Annotated in this window: 16 protein-coding genes; 7 read left to right on the top strand and 9 right to left on the bottom strand. The window is 61.0% G+C overall.

The window, feature by feature from the left end; genetic code table 11:
* Positions 1 to 50: 50 nt before the first annotated feature.
* Complete coding sequence (locus ABH944_RS00635) at positions 51 to 305, bottom strand: hypothetical protein (protein WP_404603932.1); 255 nt, start codon at positions 303 to 305, stop codon at positions 51 to 53.
* Between ABH944_RS00635 and aroG the strand changes: the two genes are divergently transcribed.
* Positions 304 to 1,377, top strand: coding sequence for a 3-deoxy-7-phosphoheptulonate synthase AroG (gene aroG, locus ABH944_RS00640; RefSeq protein WP_404603933.1), 1,074 nt, complete (start codon positions 304 to 306; stop codon positions 1,375 to 1,377). The two genes, ABH944_RS00635 and aroG, sit on opposite strands and share 2 nt — an antisense overlap.
* Positions 1,378 to 1,448: 71 nt before the next feature.
* Here aroG and hmpA read toward each other — a convergent pair whose 3' ends face one another.
* Complete coding sequence (hmpA, locus tag ABH944_RS00645; RefSeq protein ID WP_404603934.1) at positions 1,449 to 2,651, bottom strand: NO-inducible flavohemoprotein; 1,203 nt, start codon at positions 2,649 to 2,651, stop codon at positions 1,449 to 1,451.
* Positions 2,652 to 2,770: 119 nt separating this feature from the next.
* On the bottom strand, positions 2,771 to 3,322 hold the full coding sequence (locus ABH944_RS00650) for a cob(I)yrinic acid a,c-diamide adenosyltransferase (protein ID WP_404603935.1): 552 nt from the start codon (positions 3,320 to 3,322) through the stop codon (positions 2,771 to 2,773).
* Between the two features lie 212 nt (positions 3,323 to 3,534).
* On the opposite strand from ABH944_RS00650, the gene ABH944_RS00655 reads away from it, so the two are divergent.
* The 6 genes from ABH944_RS00655 to proC all read left to right on the top strand — a co-directional run bounded on the left by ABH944_RS00655 (position 3,535) and on the right by proC (position 10,760).
* Positions 3,535 to 4,950, top strand: coding sequence for an FAD-binding oxidoreductase (locus ABH944_RS00655; RefSeq protein WP_404603936.1), 1,416 nt, complete (start codon positions 3,535 to 3,537; stop codon positions 4,948 to 4,950).
* Between the two features lie 183 nt (positions 4,951 to 5,133).
* Complete coding sequence (locus tag ABH944_RS00660) at positions 5,134 to 6,627, top strand: FAD-linked oxidase C-terminal domain-containing protein (RefSeq protein WP_404603937.1); 1,494 nt, start codon at positions 5,134 to 5,136, stop codon at positions 6,625 to 6,627.
* Positions 6,628 to 6,815: 188 nt separating this feature from the next.
* Positions 6,816 to 7,904 (top strand): glycolate oxidase subunit GlcE, encoded by a 1,089-nt coding sequence (gene glcE / locus ABH944_RS00665; RefSeq protein WP_404603938.1) that lies wholly within the window; start codon positions 6,816 to 6,818, stop codon positions 7,902 to 7,904.
* 15 nt (positions 7,905 to 7,919) lie between these two features.
* On the top strand, positions 7,920 to 9,146 hold the full coding sequence (gene glcF / locus ABH944_RS00670; protein ID WP_404603939.1) for a glycolate oxidase subunit GlcF: 1,227 nt from the start codon (positions 7,920 to 7,922) through the stop codon (positions 9,144 to 9,146).
* Positions 9,147 to 9,226: 80 nt separating this feature from the next.
* Positions 9,227 to 9,928: a YggS family pyridoxal phosphate-dependent enzyme gene (locus ABH944_RS00675; RefSeq protein WP_404603940.1), complete on the top strand. Its 702-nt coding sequence runs from the start codon at positions 9,227 to 9,229 to the stop codon at positions 9,926 to 9,928.
* Between the two features lie 19 nt (positions 9,929 to 9,947).
* A complete protein-coding gene (gene proC / locus ABH944_RS00680) occupies positions 9,948 to 10,760 on the top strand; it encodes a pyrroline-5-carboxylate reductase (RefSeq protein ID WP_404603941.1) in 813 nt (270 codons plus the stop codon).
* Between the two features lie 86 nt (positions 10,761 to 10,846).
* On the opposite strand, the gene ubiA is transcribed toward proC, so the two are convergent.
* The 6 genes from ubiA to recG form a co-directional block, all read right to left on the bottom strand.
* Positions 10,847 to 11,707, bottom strand: coding sequence for a 4-hydroxybenzoate octaprenyltransferase (ubiA, locus tag ABH944_RS00685; RefSeq protein WP_404603942.1), 861 nt, complete (start codon positions 11,705 to 11,707; stop codon positions 10,847 to 10,849).
* A 166-nt stretch (positions 11,708 to 11,873) separates the two neighbouring features.
* Complete coding sequence (locus tag ABH944_RS00690; protein ID WP_062091721.1) at positions 11,874 to 12,365, bottom strand: Dps family protein; 492 nt, start codon at positions 12,363 to 12,365, stop codon at positions 11,874 to 11,876.
* Between the two features lie 155 nt (positions 12,366 to 12,520).
* A complete protein-coding gene (locus ABH944_RS00695; protein ID WP_404603943.1) occupies positions 12,521 to 12,691 on the bottom strand; it encodes a hypothetical protein in 171 nt (56 codons plus the stop codon).
* A 71-nt stretch (positions 12,692 to 12,762) separates the two neighbouring features.
* Entirely contained in the window at positions 12,763 to 14,247 is a 1,485-nt protein-coding gene (locus ABH944_RS00700; protein WP_404603944.1) for a catalase, read from the bottom strand.
* A 363-nt stretch (positions 14,248 to 14,610) separates the two neighbouring features.
* Positions 14,611 to 15,570, bottom strand: a complete 960-nt coding sequence (locus tag ABH944_RS00705) for a hydrogen peroxide-inducible genes activator (protein ID WP_062091719.1) — start codon at positions 15,568 to 15,570, stop codon at positions 14,611 to 14,613.
* Positions 15,571 to 15,774: 204 nt separating this feature from the next.
* Positions 15,775 to 18,015, bottom strand: a complete 2,241-nt coding sequence (gene recG / locus ABH944_RS00710; RefSeq protein WP_404603945.1) for an ATP-dependent DNA helicase RecG — start codon at positions 18,013 to 18,015, stop codon at positions 15,775 to 15,777.
* Positions 18,016 to 18,168: the final 153 nt, after the last annotated feature.

The following is an 18,168-nucleotide window of genomic DNA, read 5'->3' on the forward strand; positions in this document are numbered from 1 at the left end:
CGGCTGACAACTTGCCAACCGCGCGTGTTTAAGGTTATAAAGCCAGACGTTCAATTTTTACCAACGCGACCCAAACCATCATGTCCGCCAAGTTTTATTTTTACTTTTTTTGGCATCTCAAGCCGCTGGCGGATCGAGAGGGGTGAGTCGTTTGTGTAGAACCCAAGTTTCCCGAAAAACCGCCAGCGCAGCCTGGCGGTTTTTTTATGCCCACTTTTTTTGACGACTTTTGCACTGTCCCTGATCTGTCGGCCCTTTCGACAAGACCAACGCAGCACCAAAACGAGTTCCCGGAGAACCAGCATGCCCCCGCACAACACCGACGATGTCCGAATCCGCGAATTGAAAGAACTGACACCCCCCGCTCACCTGATCCGTGAGTTCGCTTGCGCCGAGACGGTTTCGGAGCTGATCTACAACTCGCGCCAGTCGATGCATCGCATCCTGCACGGCATGGAAGATCGCCTGATAGTAATCGTCGGGCCGTGCTCGATCCACGACACCAAAGCGGCCCTGGAATACGCGGGCCGTCTTGTCGAAGAGCGCAAGCGCTTTGCCGGAGAGCTTGAAATCGTGATGCGGGTGTATTTCGAGAAGCCGCGTACAACAGTCGGCTGGAAAGGCCTGATCAACGACCCGTACATGGATAACAGCTTCAAGATCAACGACGGCCTGCGGACCGCGCGCGAATTGCTGCTGCGGATCAACGAACTGGGGTTGCCGGCCGGCACCGAATACCTCGACATGATCAGCCCGCAGTACATCGCGGACCTGATTTCATGGGGTGCGATCGGCGCGCGGACAACGGAATCGCAAGTGCATCGCGAACTGGCGTCGGGCTTGTCGTGCCCGGTAGGTTTCAAGAACGGCACCGACGGCAACGTGAAGATTGCGGTCGACGCCATCAAGGCAGCGTCGCAACCGCACCATTTCCTCTCAGTGACGAAAGGCGGCCATTCTGCCATTGTCTCGACGGCCGGCAATGAGGACTGCCACATCATCCTGCGCGGCGGCAAGGCGCCGAACTACGACGCGGAAAGCGTGAACGCCGCCTGCAACGACATCAGCAAGGCCGGACTGGCCGCGCGCCTGATGATTGACGCGAGCCACGCGAACAGTTCGAAGAAACATGAGAACCAGATCCCGGTCTGCGCCGATATCGGCCGGCAGATTGCGGGCGGCGACGAAAGGATCATCGGCGTGATGGTGGAATCGAATCTGGTCGCCGGACGGCAGGATCTGAAGGAAGGTTGCGAGCTGACGTACGGGCAGAGCGTCACCGACGCGTGTATCGGCTGGGAAGACAGCCTGAACGTGCTGGAAGGGCTGGCCGAAGCCGTGAAGCAACGGCGCGTGGCGCGCGGAAATGGGAACTGATTGACCCTTGATGCGGGGTGAGCAAGCAGGGCCGCCAAGTCGGGCGGCCCTCGCTTCAAAACGCCATCGCGCTACGCTATCTCGCCGGAACCGTAGATCTCGGTACGCACCCGCGCCTTCGATACCCCCGCCGCTATCAATGCTTCCTGCTGCGCGCGCATGAAGGGGACAGGGCCGCAGAGATAATAATCGGCGTCGGGATGCAGGGTTTTATCGGCGATCCTCGAGAAATCCAGGCGCCCCGCGAAATCGAAATCCGTTCCCGGGCGGTCATCGGCGTGAGTGTTTTCATAGAACACGGCCCGCGATACATTCGGATGTTTCGCGACAATCGCGTCAAGCCAACGGCCAAATGCGTGCGTGCGGCCATTCCGGCAAGCATGCACAAACGATATCTTCCGCGTGCTGTTCTGCGCAGTCAGCGAAGTGAGCATTGACACCATCGGCGTAATGCCCACACCGCCGCTGATCAACACAACGGGCGTGGTCTTGGCTGCGTCGAGCGTGAACTCGCCCATCGGTGCGCTGACTTCGACAATTCCGCCAACTTCAATGCCCTCGTGTATCTGGTTGGACACGTACCCGGGCGGCGCATCCTGCGGCCGCTCGCGCTTCACCGAAATCCGCAGCCACTCGCCGTTCGGGGCATCGGAGAGCGTGTATTGACGCGGCTGGTCAACGCCAATTTCCTTCACGAACCGCTTCACGCTGATGTACTGACCCGGTTTGAAATCGCAGACTGGTCCGCCATCGGACGGCTTCAAATAAAACGATGTGATCTCGTCGCTTTCTCGTTCGCGCCGAAACACCACGAACGGCCGGAAACCGCTCCACGCGGCTTGGGCATAGAGAGCCTTTTCAGCCCCGATGAGGATCTCCGCGAGCTGCGCGTAAGCGGCTCGCCAGGCGTCGAGCGTGGGTTCATCAACGGCATTGCCCAGCACTTCGGATATGGCGGCGAGCAGATTTTCACCGACGATCGGATATTGCTCCGGCCGGATATTCAGGCTCGCGTGCTTGTGCGCGATATGCGTGACGGCCGAACCGAGCGCCCCGAGGTTATCGATGTTCGCGGCATACGCGTACACCGCGCGCGCGAGCGCTTGCGGCTGGCTCGAGCTCTGTTGATGCGCCTGGTTGAACACGTTTTTCAACTCAGGATGATGGGTGAACATCCGCTTGTAGAAGTGTTGGGTGATGGTCACCCCATGTTCGGCGAGCACGGGAGCGGTGGCTTTTACACGGGCAATCTGGTCGGCGGTCAAGGCTGTCATGAGTGGGCTCCTTTAAATATGCATTTATAGTACATCTTTAAAGGGACACGAATTTGCGCGTTTTGTCGCAGGGGCTGCCTGGTGTTCCGCGGCGCAATCGGTACCGAACACGCCCTGTCCTAGACTTTCCGTTCGTGATTCCACAGTACGTCCGTTCCGCCATCCACGCGATTCAATACGCGGGCCAGCACGAACAGCAGGTCGGACAGCCGATTCACATACTGACGCGGCGCCGCGTTGATCTTGTCCACCCGGCCGAGCGCAACAATCGAGCGCTCCGCGCGCCGGCATACCGTCCGCCCCACATGGGCGAGCGACGCCGCCCGCGATCCGCCCGGCAGGATGAATTCCTTGAGCGGCGGCAAGGTCGCGTTGTATTCCGCGATCCATTCATCGATACGAGCAAGATGCGACTTCTCGATCATCGAATGGCCGGGAATGCAGAGTTCGCCGCCGAGATCGAAGAGATCATGCTGAATAGCCGACAACGCTGCGCGCACCTCGTCCGGAAGCGGTTCGCACAGCAACACGCCAAGCTGCGAATTCAGTTCATCGACATCGCCGATAGCCGCGATCCGTGCATCGTCCTTCTGCACGCGGCTACCGTCGCCGAGGCCGGTCGTGCCGTCGTCGCCGGTGCGCGTCGATATCTTGCTCAGGCGATTGCCCATGATCTTCTCCAGATAACCCGGAACGCCAGTCCGCGCTCGCGCTCATTATAGGCAACGCGGGAGTTCCGCCCGCAGGCGGGCTCAAGGCGGGCTCGATGTGGGCTATCGGCGTAAAATGAATACATAAAACGCACGATTCCCGCATTTCGATGCGAAATCCAGTGCATCCCAACATCCCAACATCCCATCACACCGATGTCCGGAGACATGCCGTGAACCATCCCGTCCCGCCGCTGGCAGTGCGCCGCGCCTTCCCCGCCGCCCTGCTCGACGCGCTGAAAACCGCGTTCGCCGAACGCGTCTCGACCACTGCCGCAGTCCGCGAACATCACGGCCGCGACGAATCGCCATTCGATCCTCAACTGCCCGACGCTGTCGTTTTCGTGATCAGCACAGAAGAGGTCCAGACCGTGGTCCGGCTTTGCGCCGAATACAATGTGCCGGTCATTCCGTACGGCAACGGGTCGTCGCTGGAAGGTCATTTGCTGGCAGTACAGGGCGGCGTATCCATCGATATGTCTGGCTTGAACCAGGTGCTGTCAATCGATGCTGAAGACCTGACGGTCACCGTGCAGCCGGGCATTTCGCGCAAGCAGTTGAACGAAGCGCTGAAGGACACCGGGCTGTTTTTCCCCATCGATCCAGGCGCGGACGCGAGCATTGGCGGGATGTCGGCAACGCGTGCATCGGGTACCAACGCCGTGCGCTACGGCACGATGCGCGAGAACGTGCTTGGCCTCACCGTCGTGTTAGCCGATGGCCGCGTCATCAAGACCGGTACACGGGCGCGCAAATCGTCGGCCGGGTACGACCTCACACGTTTGTTCGTGGGCTCGGAAGGCACACTCGGCGTGATCGTTGAAATCACCGTGCGGCTTTATCCGCAACCGGAAGCGGTATCGGCGGCCGTCTGCGCATTTCCGTCGATGGGAGACGCCGTGCGTGCCACTATCGAGACCATCCAGATGGGTGTTCCCGTGGCCCGTGTCGAGTTCCTGGATTCGCTTGCCGTGCGCGCGATCAACCGCCATTCGAACCTCACCTTCCGCGAATCGCCCATGCTGTTCTTCGAATTCCATGGCACGGAAAGCAGCGTGAAGGAGCAGGCGGAAACGGTGCAGGAAATCGTCGCACAAAACAGCGGTACCGATTTCGAATGGGCAACCCGCCCGGAAGACCGCAGCCGCCTGTGGAACGCGCGTCACAACGCCTATTTCGCGATGCTGCAACTGAAGCCCGGCAGCCGCGCCGTGACCACGGACGTCTGCGTGCCGATCTCGCGGCTGGCCGAATGCGTGATTGAAACGGAGCAGGACCTGAAGGCCAGCACGCTGCCCTGCCCGATCGTCGGCCATGTCGGCGACGGCAATTTCCACGTCGCCATGCTGCTGGATCCGGCCAGGCCCGAGGAGTTGGAAGAAGCCGAGCGGATCAATCACCGGATCGTGGAACGCGCGCTGCGCATGGGCGGAACGTGTACCGGCGAACACGGTGTCGGGCTGCACAAGATGGGTTTCCTGATCGACGAACACGGCGAGGACGCCATCAGCGTGATGCGCTCGATCAAACATGCGCTCGATCCGAAAAACCTGATGAACCCGGGCAAGATTTTCTCGTACGACGCCTGAGCGAACGCGGGCCGGTTATTCCCGGATAACTGAACGGTGAGCGCCCCGCCCGAACAACGCGGTGGCGTATAAACATGCTCCGTCCCCGTAATTAGCCCAATCGACGACAGACACGCGCAGGTGCAAGATCAATGCTCTGCTTTTTGGAACTGCTCCAGAGCACAAACACCGCCGGGAGGAGACATGAACGCACCCGCCGAGCTTTCGCCTGAAGTGCTGGCGCAGCGTCAGCGTGAAGTGGTCCAGGCGTTGATGGCCGTGCTGCCGACGCATTGCCTGCTGTATCGCGAGGAAGATACGGCTGCTTACGAATGCGACGGGCTCGCGGCATACAGGCGCCTGCCGCTTGCGGTCGCGCTGCCCGAAACCGAAGCGCAGGTTCAGCGCGTCGTGCAGATCTGCGCGCGGCTCGACGTGCCTATCGTCCCGCGTGGCGCGGGCACGGGCCTGTCGGGCGGCGCCATGCCAATCCGGCATGGGATCGTGGTATCGCTTGCGCGCTTTCGCAAGATCGTGGAAGTCGACCCGTACGCCCGCACCGCCACGGTCCAGCCGGGCGTGCGCAATCTCGCCATATCTGAAGCGGCGGCCCCGTTCGGGCTCTACTACGCACCCGATCCGTCATCGCAGATCGCTTGCACTATTGGCGGCAATGTCAGCGAGAACTCAGGCGGCGTCCACTGCCTCAAGTACGGCCTGACGTGCCACAACGTGTTGCGGGTGCGTGCCGTCTCAATGGAAGGCGATATTCTTGAGTTCGGTTCGCTCAGTCTTGACGCGCCGGGGCTGGACCTGCTGGCGGTGCTGATCGGCAGCGAAGGCATGTTCGCCATCGTCACCGAGATCACCGTCAAGCTGATCCCGAAACCGCAAACAGCCCAGGTGATCATGGCGAGCTTCGACGACGTCGTCAAAGGCGGCAACGCGGTCGCGGCGATCATCGCGGCCGGCATCATCCCCGCCGGGCTCGAGATGATGGACAAACCCGCGACCCGCGCTGTGGAAGAGTTCGTGAAGGCGGGCTACGACCTCGACGCCAAGGCGATCCTGCTGTGCGAATCGGACGGCACGCAGGACGAAGTCATGGAGGAAATTGTGCGGATGACGGCCGTGCTGCGCGAATTCGGCGCGAACCGCATCCAGATCTCGCGCTCGGAAGCCGAACGGCTGAAGTTCTGGTCCGGCCGCAAGAACGCGTTTCCGGCTGCCGGCCGTATTTCCCCCGATTACTACTGCATGGACGGCACCGTGCCACGCCGCCAGATCGGGCCGTTGCTGGCGCGCATTGAAGAGATGGAAAAAAAGTACGCACTGCGTTGCATGAACGTTTTCCATGCCGGCGACGGCAACATGCATCCGCTGATTCTCTTCAACGGCAACGATCTCGACGAATGGCACCGGGCAGAGGCATTCGGCTGCGACATCCTGGAAGCCTGCGTGGAATTGGGCGGAACGGTGACGGGCGAGCATGGCGTGGGTATCGAAAAGATCAATTCCATGTGCGTGCAGTTTTCGCCCGAAGAACGCGATACGTTCCACGCGATCAAGCGCGCCTTCGATCCCCCCGGCCTGCTCAATCCCGACAAAGGCATCCCGACGCGTGCGCGTTGCGCCGAGTACGGGAAAATGCATATTCGCGGCGGCTTGCTACCGCATCCGGAGATTCCACGCTTTTGAGCGGCGTGTTTAGGCGACGCCTCTAAACGTTACGTGCAGATAACGTCCCCTTCAGCGTCTCTTTAATGTCCCTTTGAAGAATCGGCGGTTGTCCGGGCGTTCAAGCCCGCACGTATCCACGTTTATACGAGTGGCCGTGCGGGAACACGCCGATACACTGACCCAAGAGCCATAAAACGCGGGACACCATGACAGAGGAAGACATTGTCGCGAACTGGTCCGAGCGTATACGCGCCGCGACGGCGAGCAACACCCCGCTAAGGATTCGCGGCGGCGGCACGAAGGATTGGTACGGGCAGGCGCTGCAAGGCGAGATAGTCGATACGCGGGCGCATCGCGGGATTATCGAATACGACCCGGCCGAACTCGTGATCACCGCGAAAGCCGGCACGCCGCTTAGCGAGATCGAAGCGGTGCTGGACGAATGCGGCCAGATGCTGCCGTTCGAGCCGCCGCACTTCGGGCTCAATGCCACGCTCGGCGGCTGCATCGCCGCGGGGCTCGCCGGCCCGCGGCGCGCCGCGGCCGGCGCGCCGCGCGACTTCGTGCTCGGTGCGGTGGTGATGAATGGCCAGGGCCACGTGCTGCATTTCGGTGGGCAAGTGGTGAAGAACGTGGCGGGATATGACGTCTCGCGGCTACTCGCGGGGTCTCTCGGTACGCTTGGGTTGATCCTGGAGATATCGGTGAAAGTGCTGCCGAAACCCGTTGCCGAAGCCACGCTCAAGTTCGAGATGAACGACACGGACGCCGTGCGCAAGCTCAATGAATGGAGCGGCCATCCGTTGCCGCTGACCGGCAGCGCCTGGCGTGACCACACGCTGGCGTTGCGCCTGGGCGGCGCGGAAGCTGCGGTAAAAGCGGCACGGACATCGTTGGGCGGCGAAGTGGTGGACGCGGTCGAAGCCGAACGTTTCTGGCACGGTTTGCGCGAACAATCCGATCCGTTCTTCGCCGTGCTGCCGCCGAAGTCCGCTTTGTGGCGGCTGTCGTTGCCATCGATTGCCGAACCGATGCATCTTCCCGGCCCGCACCTGATGGAATGGGGCGGCGCGCAGCGCTGGTGGATCACGGACGCCGATCCGCAAACCGTGCGCATCAGTGCCAAACAGGCCGGTGGCCATGCGACCATCTTCCGTTCCGGCACCCTGTATGACCGCAACGCGGGTGTCTTCACGCCCTTGCCTGCTCCGATGATGAAGATTCATCGCGGGCTGAAAGCTGCATTCGATCCCGCGAGCATTTTCAATCGCGGCCGCCTCTACCCCGACTTCTGAACGAAGACACACGCAATGCAAACCAACCTCGCCGACTTCATGCGCGACACCGCCGATGGCGAAGAGGCCGAGGCCATCCTGCGCAAGTGCGTGCATTGCGGATTCTGCACGGCGACGTGCCCGACGTATCAAATATTGGGCGATGAACTCGACGGCCCGCGCGGCCGGATCTATCTGATCAAGCAGATGTTGGAAGGCGCGCCCGTCACACGCAGTACGCAACTGCATCTGGATCGCTGCCTTACGTGCCGTAATTGCGAGACCACGTGCCCCTCGGGCGTGCAGTATGGACGGCTGGTGGAGATCGGCCGGAAGGTGGTGGAAGAGAAAGTGGAGCGGCCATTTGGCCAGCGTGTTCAACGCAAACTGCTCGCCAACTTCCTGCCGAACAGCAAGCTTTTCACGCCCGCGATGAAACTCGGCCAGCAGTTCCGGCCGCTGCTGCCCAAAACCTTGCGCACCAAGATTCCGGTCGCGCAACGGCCGCTCGAACCGCCAACCGGCACGCATAAGCGCACGATGCTGATGCTCGCCGGCTGCGTTCAGCCCGCCATGATGCCGAACGTCAACATAGCGACTGCACGGGTCTTCGATGCCTTGGGCATCCAGATCCTGACCGCTCCCGACGCCGGCTGTTGCGGCGCGATCCGCCTGCATCTCGGCTACAACGGCGAGGCGCTGGACGACGTGCGCAAGAACATCGACGCATGGTGGCCGTACGTCGAGAACGGCGTGGAGGCGATCGTGATGAACGCGTCCGGTTGCGGCGCGACGGTCAAGGAATACGCGCATTTGCTGCGTAACGATCCGGCCTACGCCGAGAAGGCCGCGCGGATTGTGGACCTGACCCGCGACCTGTCCGAGATCCTGCCGCAATACGAGGACGAACTGACCGCGATGGCAAGACGGCGCGCCGTCCACACCGTCGCGTTCCATCCACCGTGCACGTTGCAGCACGGCCAGCAGATCCGCGGCCACGTGGAGAACTTGCTTACGGCGCTGGGCATAGAGGTACATCTTCCCGCCGACAGCCATTTATGTTGCGGCTCGGCTGGAACGTACTCGGTGCTGCAGCCGAAACTCTCGTACGCGTTGCGCGACCAGAAACTCGACACGCTCGAGAAACTCGAACCGCAGATGATCGTGTCGGCGAATGTCGGCTGCATCGCGCACTTGCAAAGCGGCACGTCCACGCCTGTCGTGCACTGGATCCAGCTGGTGGAACATCTGGTGTATGGCTAACGCTGGCGCGCGCTGACTGCGTTGCGCCGCCGCGTCCGTATAATCGGGTCTCTGCTTCTATTGCTGCGGCGTCCGATCCCATGTCCTCTCACATAGCCCGTCATCTCGACGAAGTCCGTCAGCGCATCGCGAAAGCAGCGGCTGACGCTTCGCGCAATCCGTCTTCGGTCGCGTTGCTTGCGGTGTCGAAGACATTTCCGGTGGAAGATGTTCGCGCCGCCTTCAACGCCGGGCAACGTGCGTTCGGCGAAAACTACGTGCAGGAAGCTGTCGCGAAGATTACCGAACTGACGGAGTCGCGCCGCGAGATCGAGTGGCATTTCATCGGACCGTTGCAGTCGAACAAGACGAAGATCGTCGCCGAGAATTTTGATTGGGTACATTCCGTCGATCGCCTCAAGATTGCTCAGCGTCTCAGCGAACAGCGGCCCAACCATTTGGCGCCGCTCAACGTATGTCTGCAGGTCAACGTGAGCGGTGAGGCGTCGAAAAGCGGCGTTGTGCCGGACGAGGCCTTGACGCTTGCTCATGCCATTGCCGCGCTACCCAATCTCACGCTGCGCGGTTTGATGGCCATTCCCGAACCGGCCGGAACGCTTGATGAACAACGCGCGCCACATCGGCGTCTGCGTGAACTCATGGAAGCGTTACGCGCGGACGGGCTTGAGCTCGACACGCTTTCCATGGGCATGTCGGCGGACATGGAAGCGGCAATCCTGGAAGGCGCGACAATGGTTCGTATTGGTACGGCCATCTTCGGCGCGCGCGATTACTCTCACTGACTTGATTGATGAATTCACTATGAAAATTGCGTTTATTGGTGGCGGCAACATGGCGTCCGCGCTTATTGGCGGTTTGATCAAGCGTGGCGTGGTGGCGGCGGATCTTTATGTCGTCGATCTCGGGGAGGAAGCACGCGCTCGCGTTGCGAAGGAGTTTGGCGTTGCGACGGGTGCGTCTATCGACTCGAAACTTGCGGACTACGATGCAATCCTGCTCGCCGTGAAACCGCAGGTTCTAAAGGACGTCGCCGGTGCGCTTCGGCCGGTGTTATCGAAGCAGCTAGTAATCAGTATTGCCGCCGGCATTCGCGCCGCCGACCTGTCGCGCTGGCTCGGAGGTTATACGCAGATCGTACGCACCATGCCGAATACGCCAGCGTTGATCGGCATGGGCGTGACGGGTTTGGCCGCGTTGCCCGGGGTTGATGAAGCAGGCAAGACTCTGGCGTCCAAGGTATTGGAAGCGGTAGGTCAAAGCGTCTGGTTCGACGACGAAACGAAGATTGACGCCGTCACCGCCATATCCGGAAGCGGCCCTGCGTACGTGTTCTATTTCATCGAAGCAATGCAGGAAGCGGCGCGCCAACTTGGCATGGACGAGGAGCAGGGCCGCGCGCTCGCGGTGGCGACATTCACCGGCGCGGCGCAATTGGCGGCGCAATCGGGTGAGCCGGCAAGCGTGCTGCGTGAACGCGTGACGTCGAAAGGCGGCACGACGGCAGCGGCCTTGGCTTCCTTCGATGCCCAGGGGGTGAAGGATGCCATTGTTCGCGGCGCGTTGGCAGCGGATGCGAGAGCGAAGGAAATGGGTGAGGAGTTGGGCAAAGCCTGACGTCCACGCATCCTCGGCAAATGCATGCTGCCAAGCATTGCGCGGAACGCTAAAAGAGACGCCCCGTTGCGGTAACGACGAACGCGCTACCGCATGAACGCGTAATGCGCTGCGATACCCGCGAACAACACCCCACCCAGCCAGTTGTTATGTTTGAACGCGGCGAAGCACGGCATGCGCTCGCGGTTCTTGATCAGCGTGTAGTGGTAAATGGCACATGCCGCCGCGGCCACCCATCCAATCCAGTACAGCGCCCCGAACGCCAGCGTCAGGCCGATCCACACATAGATCCCTAGCGTCACGGCATAACACAGCATGATGGCCGCTACGTCGAACCGGCCAAATGTCAGCGCTGACGTGCGGATGCCGATCTTGATGTCGTCGTCACGATCGACCATCGCGTATTCGGTGTCGTAGGCTACCGACCAGAACACGTTCGCGGCGAGCATGATCCATGCGAGCGGCGGCACGTGATCTTGCACGGCAGCGAAGGCCATCGGAATGCCGAAGCCGAAAGCGATACCCAGATACGCCTGGGGAATCGCGAAGAACCGCTTGGTGAACGGATAACTGCCCGCCACAAATAACGCGAACACCGAGAGTTCTTTCGTCAGCGTGTTGAGCGGCAGGATCAGCAGGAACGCAATCAGCGATAACGCCGCCGCCAACGCCACCGCTTCCCACGCGGCAATCTTGCCGGACGTGATCGGACGATTTTCGGTGCGCTTCACGTGTTTATCGAAGTCGCGGTCGGCGTAGTCGTTGATTGCACAACCGGCCGAGCGCATGAGCAGCGTGCCGAGCACGAAGATCAGCAAGAGCATGGGCGATGGACGACCGCTCGATGCGATCCACAACGCGTTGAGCGTTGGCCACAGCAGCAGCAAGCTGCCGATGGGCTTGTCCATGCGGACGAGGCGGAGATAGAGCGGAAGGCGAGCGAGCATGGCGACGGTCGGCGGCAATTGGCGGTAACGGTATTTTAAGGCAGCGGCGATTTGCGGTTCGTTTCCGGATTGCCCCAAAAAAACCAAAAGCCCCACGCTCGACCGAACGCGGGGCTTCCTCTATTCAATTCGCCGTGCTCAATGCACCGGCGATCACATCAAATCTTTACTGCCCCAGCATCGCGCGCAACATCCACGCCGTCTTCTCATGAATCTGCATGCGCTGCGTCAACAGGTCGGCCGTCGGTTCGTCGTTGGCGCTATCGGTCAGCGGAAAAATTGCACGCGCCGTGCGTACAACCGCTTCCTGACCTTCCACCAACTGGCGGATCATCTCTTCCGCGGCCGGGATGCCGTCGGCTTCAGGAATGGACGACAGCTTCCCGAATTCGCGATAGCTGCCGGGTGCGTACACACCCAGCGCACGAATACGTTCTGCGATCGAATCCACAGCCAGCGCCAGTTCCGTGTATTGCCCCTCGAACATCAGGTGGAGCGTGTTGAACATCGGCCCCGTGACGTTCCAGTGAAAATTGTGCGTCTTGAGATACAGCGTGTACGTATCGGCTAGCAGATGCGACAAACCTTCGGCGATCTTCTTGCGGTCTTTGTCGCTGATACCGATGTTCACAGCCGGTGATGCGATTTTCTTCGCCATAGTGACTCCGTGAGAGTGATACGAACAATGCAAGCGACCCGGCCAATGCTGCTGCCGGGGCCGCCAAGCGTTCGTGAGTTTATCTTAGAAACGCGGCGCGACCCGCCATGGAGGCGGGTCAGAGCGGTTATCGGGTGCGTCGTGACGACGCGCTTTCAGGACAATCCGGCGAAACCAACGCCATGCAGTCCTTCGATAATCACCACCGCGTAACTCGCCGCGACAATGCCAAAACCGATCGCGAGCCGGACGCCGCGCGACGCATTGAGGCTCGTCGTCTCAATACCGCTCACCGCCCGTTCGAGTGTCATGATCGCTCGTGTCATCGTCGTTCTCCTTTGAGTCCTGCGTGTCAAATCAAAGGGGGCGCGCTTTCTGAAAACGCGTCCCGCCCTGCTTACTTCATTGCCGCTTCAGCATCCGCGTCGACCGTTTCAAGCTTCTGGCCCAACACCGCGAGCGCCGCGACAACACCTGCCGCATACGCCGGGTCAGCGCGCCGGAAGTGCTCGACCTGAACCGCCACGATCTCGTTCGGCACGCCGAAAATATGCCGCGCGATGTTGCCGAAAAAGCGCTGCTTTTGCGCGTCGTCGAAGAGGCGGAACAGCGCGCCCGGCTGGCTGTAGTAGTCCCCGTCTTCACGATGGTCATAACGCTCGACCGCACCTGCTGCCAATGCCGGCTCGTTCACGCTCGCGTCCTGCGCAAAGTCGCCGAACCGATTCGGCTCGTAGTTCACGCGGCCGCCGCTATTGCCGTCGACGCGCATGCCGCCATCGCGATGAAACGAGTTCTGCACGGCGGCCTTCGGCGCATTCACCGGAATCTGATGGTGATTGATGCCAAGACGATACCGATGCGCATCGCCATACGAGAACAAGCGTCCTTGCAGCAAGCGGTCCGGCGAGAAGCCGATACCCGGCACCACGTTCGCCGGCGTGAAAGCAGCCTGCTCGACATCGGCGAAATAGTTGCCGGCGTTGCGATTCAACTCGATCGTGCCCACGTCGATCAGCGGGAAATCCTTGTGCGGCCACACCTTGGTGACATCGAATGGATTCATGCGGTACGTCGCCGCTTCCGCTTCCGTCATCACCTGGATGCGGAAATTCCACTTCGGGAAATCGCCGCGATCGATGTTATCCACCAAGTCACGCTGCGCGCTTTCCCGGTCGCTGCCGACCACGGCTGCAGCTTCGGCATCGGTGAAATTCTCGAGCGGCTGCTGCGATTTGAAATGGAACTTCACGTAGAAACGCTCGTTATTCGCGTTGATGAACGAATACGTGTGCGAGCCGAAACCATGCATCTGCCTGTAGCTCTTCGGAATCCCGCGATCACTCATCAGGATGGTGACCTGATGCAACGATTCCGGATGCCGCGACCAGAAGTCCCACGCCGCCACGTTGCTGCGCATATTCGTGTACGGATCACGCTTTTGCGTGTGAATGAAGTCAGGAAACTTCAGCGGATCACGGATAAAAAACACCGGCGTGTTGTTGCCGACCACATCCCAGTTGCCTTCTTCCGTGTAGAACTTGATCGAGAAACCACGCACATCGCGCTCGGCGTCAGCCGCGCCGCGCTCGCCGGCAACGGTCGAAAAGCGCATGAACAACGGCGTCTGCTTGCCGACTTCCGCAAATACCTTGGCTTTCGTGAAGCGGGAGATATCGTGCGTGATCTTGAGCGTACCGAATGCGCCCGACCCCTTGGCGTGCACACGGCGCTCGGGAATCACTTCGCGGTCAAAATGCGCGAGCTTTTCGATCAGCCAGAAATCCTGCAGGGCGATCGGACCACGCGGACCAGCGGTGATCGAATTCTGGTTGTCGCCAACCGGCGCGCCTGCGGCGGTGGTGAGGATGCGATTGCTCATCGATTACTCCGTGGAATTTGTCTGGCGACGAAACGTTATGTCGGGGAAGCTCAGCAAGTGCTGGCGAAACTGGCCAGCACTTCAACCACAACGCCTTTTGCTTCGCGAAATGTCGCAGTGAGTTGCGTGGCCTGGCGGGCGATCAGCGTCATGGCTTCCTCCGGTGATGTTCTGGGTGGATCGGGTCGATCCATGGAGGTGAGAATAGCAAAGACTATCTGATTATCGAATTCAATTAATTTAATCTATTCGATAGGCCAGGCACATTCGCGGAGTGCGCGCAGCTTGAAAGGAGCGGGAAAATGGTGCCGAAATCCGCGCCCATGCTGGACGCGGTACGAGCTAAATCCAGCCAGGAAAGGATTAGTTGACTGCGGCGGGCAACTCTAGCCGCGTAACGCCAGGAATATTGCAGGCGGCGATTGCGTCGCAGATGGCCTCGATGGCCGGCATCCGCGTGAAACTCTTGCGCCACGCCAGCACGACGCGGCGGTCTGGAATGGGGTCGTCGAAGGGAACGTAGCTCAGCAGGCCGGCGTCCACGCCGCCCGCGTGCGGTTTCACTTCCATCACCGACATCCGCGGCAGCACGGTAATGCCAACGCCGCTTGCAACCATGTGCCGGATGGTTTCCAGCGACGACCCCTCGAACGTCTTCTGGATGCCATCCGCGCTCTGCGAAAAGCGCATCAGTTCGGGACACACGCCGAGCACATGATCGCGGAAACAGTGGCCGCTACCCAGCAGCAGCATGGTTTCCAGCTTCAGGTCGTCGGCATTGATCTTCGCGCGGTTTTCCCACGGATGGCCCGCCGGCATGGCGACAACGAAGGGTTCATCGAATAGCGGGCGCACCATCAGGCCGGTTTCCGGGAACGGCAGCGCCATGATGGCGACATCGATTTCGCCCTGCTTCAGCAGTTCGATCAGCTTGAGCGTGTAGTTTTCCTGGAGCATCAGCGGCATCTGCGGAACGCGCTTGATCATCTGCTTGACGAGCGTGGGCAACAGATACGGCCCGATGGTGTAGATCACGCCAAGGCGCAGCGGCCCGACCAGCGGGTCCTTGCCCTGCTTGGCGATTTCCTTGATGGCGAGCGTTTGTTCCAGGACGCGCTGCGCTTGCGTGACGATCTGTTCGCCAATTGGGGTAACGCTGACTTCGCTGGTGCCGCGCTCGAAAATCTGCACGTTCAGTTCATCTTCCAGCTTCTTGATTGCTACCGACAAGGTCGGCTGACTCACGAAACACGCCTCGGCCGCACGGCCAAAATGCCGCTCGCGCGCCACCGCAACGATGTACTTCAATTCGGTTAAGGTCATTAGGGGCCAATCAGAGTCGTTGAATCGATAGGATTTGACTTATACACCCGTCGGCGGGATTCGCCAACCCGCGGTGGCTTTTGGAGTTCATGAACGGCGTTTCGTTCGCACCCGTGAGCGGAATGTTTCGTTCGCGCGCGGGGGCGTACAGGGGCCGCCTCGCCCGATCCCGCAAATCCGCACCGTGCGAACAAGAAACCCCTTTCAAGCTTTCAGGTATTGCTCGCGCGCACCAAGCCATCGCGCCAGATGGTTCGTGACCGCCTCAGGGAACTGGGCCAGCATCTCGTCGGCCGCCGTGCGCGCCGGTTCGATCAGCCAGCCATCGTTTTCCAGGCTGGCAAACCGAAGCATCGCCGCACCCGACTGCCGCGCGCCAAGGAACTCGCCGGGGCCGCGAATCTCCAGGTCGCGACGGGCGATTTCGAAGCCGTCGGTGGTTTCGCGCATGGTCTGCAAGCGAGCGCGCGCCGTCTGCGACAACGGCCCGGCGTACATCAGCACGCACACGGAAGCCGCGCTGCCCCGCCCCACACGGCCACGCAACTGGTGAAGCTGCGCCAGGCCAAAGCGCTCCGCATGTTCGATCACCATCAGCGAGGCGTTCGGCACGTCCACTCCCACTTCGATCACCGTCGTTGCCACCAGCAACTGGACCTCGGCGCGCGTGAACGCGTCCATGACAGCGGCTTTCTCCGCCGGCGGCAAACGCCCGTGCACCAGCCCGATGCGCAACTCCGGCAATGCGGCAACGAGTGTTTCGCAGGTCTCCACCGCCGTCTGCAATTGCAGCGTCTCGCTTTCCTCGATCAGCGGACACACCCAATACACTTGCCGCCCGGTCAACGCCGCTTCGCGCACACGGGCAATCACCTCTTCCCGGCGGTTATCGGCGACGAGCTTGGTCAGGATGGGCGTGCGCCCTGGCGGCAATTCATCAATAGTCGATACATCCAGATCCGCGTAATACGTCATGGCAAGCGTGCGCGGAATCGGCGTGGCCGACATCATCAGTTGATGCGGCTGGAAGTTGTTCACGCCATCCGCTGCGTTATGCGCCTTGGCCCGCAACGCAAGCCGCTGGGCCACGCCAAACCGGTGCTGTTCATCGACAATCACAAAACCCAGCCGCGAAAACTCCACCGCGTCCTGAATGATCGCGTGCGTGCCAATCACCAGTTGTGCCGCGCCCGATGCCGCCGCTTCCAGCGCCGCGCGTTTTTCCTTCGCTTTCAAACTGCCGGCGAGCCATGCCACCGTCACGCCAAGCGGCTCGAGCCACGTTCGCAGCTTGCGCGCGTGCTGCTCGGCCAGGATTTCGGTCGGCGCCATCAACGCGGCCTGATAACCGGCATCTATAGCTTGCGCGGCAGCCAGTGCCGCCACGATCGTCTTGCCGCTGCCCACGTCGCCCTGCAACAGACGCTGCATGGGATGCGGCAACATGAGTTCGCCGGATATTTCTGCGCACACGCGCTCCTGCGCACCGGTCAGCTTGAACGGCAGCGTATTGAGGAACCTCGCGACCAGCGATTCCGGCACGTTCTGTAAGCGCGGCATCACCGGTGCGGCGCGCGTACGGCGCTCTTCATGCGCGCGTTTGAGCGACAATTGCTGCGCGAGCAATTCCTCGAACTTGATGCGCGTCCACGCCGGATGCGTGCCGTCGATCAACGCGTTTTCATCGGAATCGGCGTGCGGGTGATGGAGCGTTTTGACGGCATCGAGCAACGCGGGCACATGCAGCGGCTGCAGATGCGCCCGGGCAATTTTCTCCGGCAACAACTCAGGCAGATGAACCCGCGACAACGCGTTGTCGATGGCCTTGCGCAAATACGCCTGCGACACCCCCGCCGTGCTCGGATACACCGGCGTCAACGCTTGCGGCAGCGGCGTGTCTTCATCCACCGGACGCACCGCCGGATGCACCATCTCCATGCCGAAAAAACCGCCACGCACATCGCCACGCACCCGCAGGCGCACACCGATCGCCATCTGCTTGACCTGCGAGCCGTAGAAATTGAGGAAACGCAGCGTGAGTTCGTCGCCGGCGTCGTCGTGGATCTTGACCAGCAACTGCCGGCGCGGCCGGTACGCGATTTCGTTGTCGAACACCACGCCTTCGGTCTGCGTGTTGTCGCCGGGAATCAGATGGCCGATCGGCGTGATGCTGGTTTCGTCCTCATAGCGCATCGGCAGATGCAGCACGAGATCGATATCGGATTTCAGGCCGAGCTTGGCGAGTTTATCGATTGGTTTGGGTGGCGCCGCGGCGGGTTTCAAGGGCTGGACCTTGTCCTCGGCGATCTCCAGATTCGCGAGCGTTTTCGCGCCGCCCGAGCGCGAACGCTTGCGCTTTTGAACAGGCGCGTCGGGTTCACCGGCTGCATCGGGAGCGTCTTGGGCGTCGGGAGCAGCGAGCAAACGGCGGTCGGGCAAGGGCATCTAATCTCTTCAAAGTACAATATGGGCTTCGTTCGGCACGGCGATGCTCTCATCATCCGCTCGCCGCGCGGCACACGTGGGTTCGTTACAGCGCCCGAACATGCAGCCGGCAAGGGTGTTTCCGCCTATCGACCGGCACAGGACGCAGCGGCG

It is taken from the genome of Caballeronia udeis, assembly GCF_044909315.1.
Taxonomy (GTDB): domain Bacteria; phylum Pseudomonadota; class Gammaproteobacteria; order Burkholderiales; family Burkholderiaceae; genus Caballeronia; species Caballeronia udeis_A.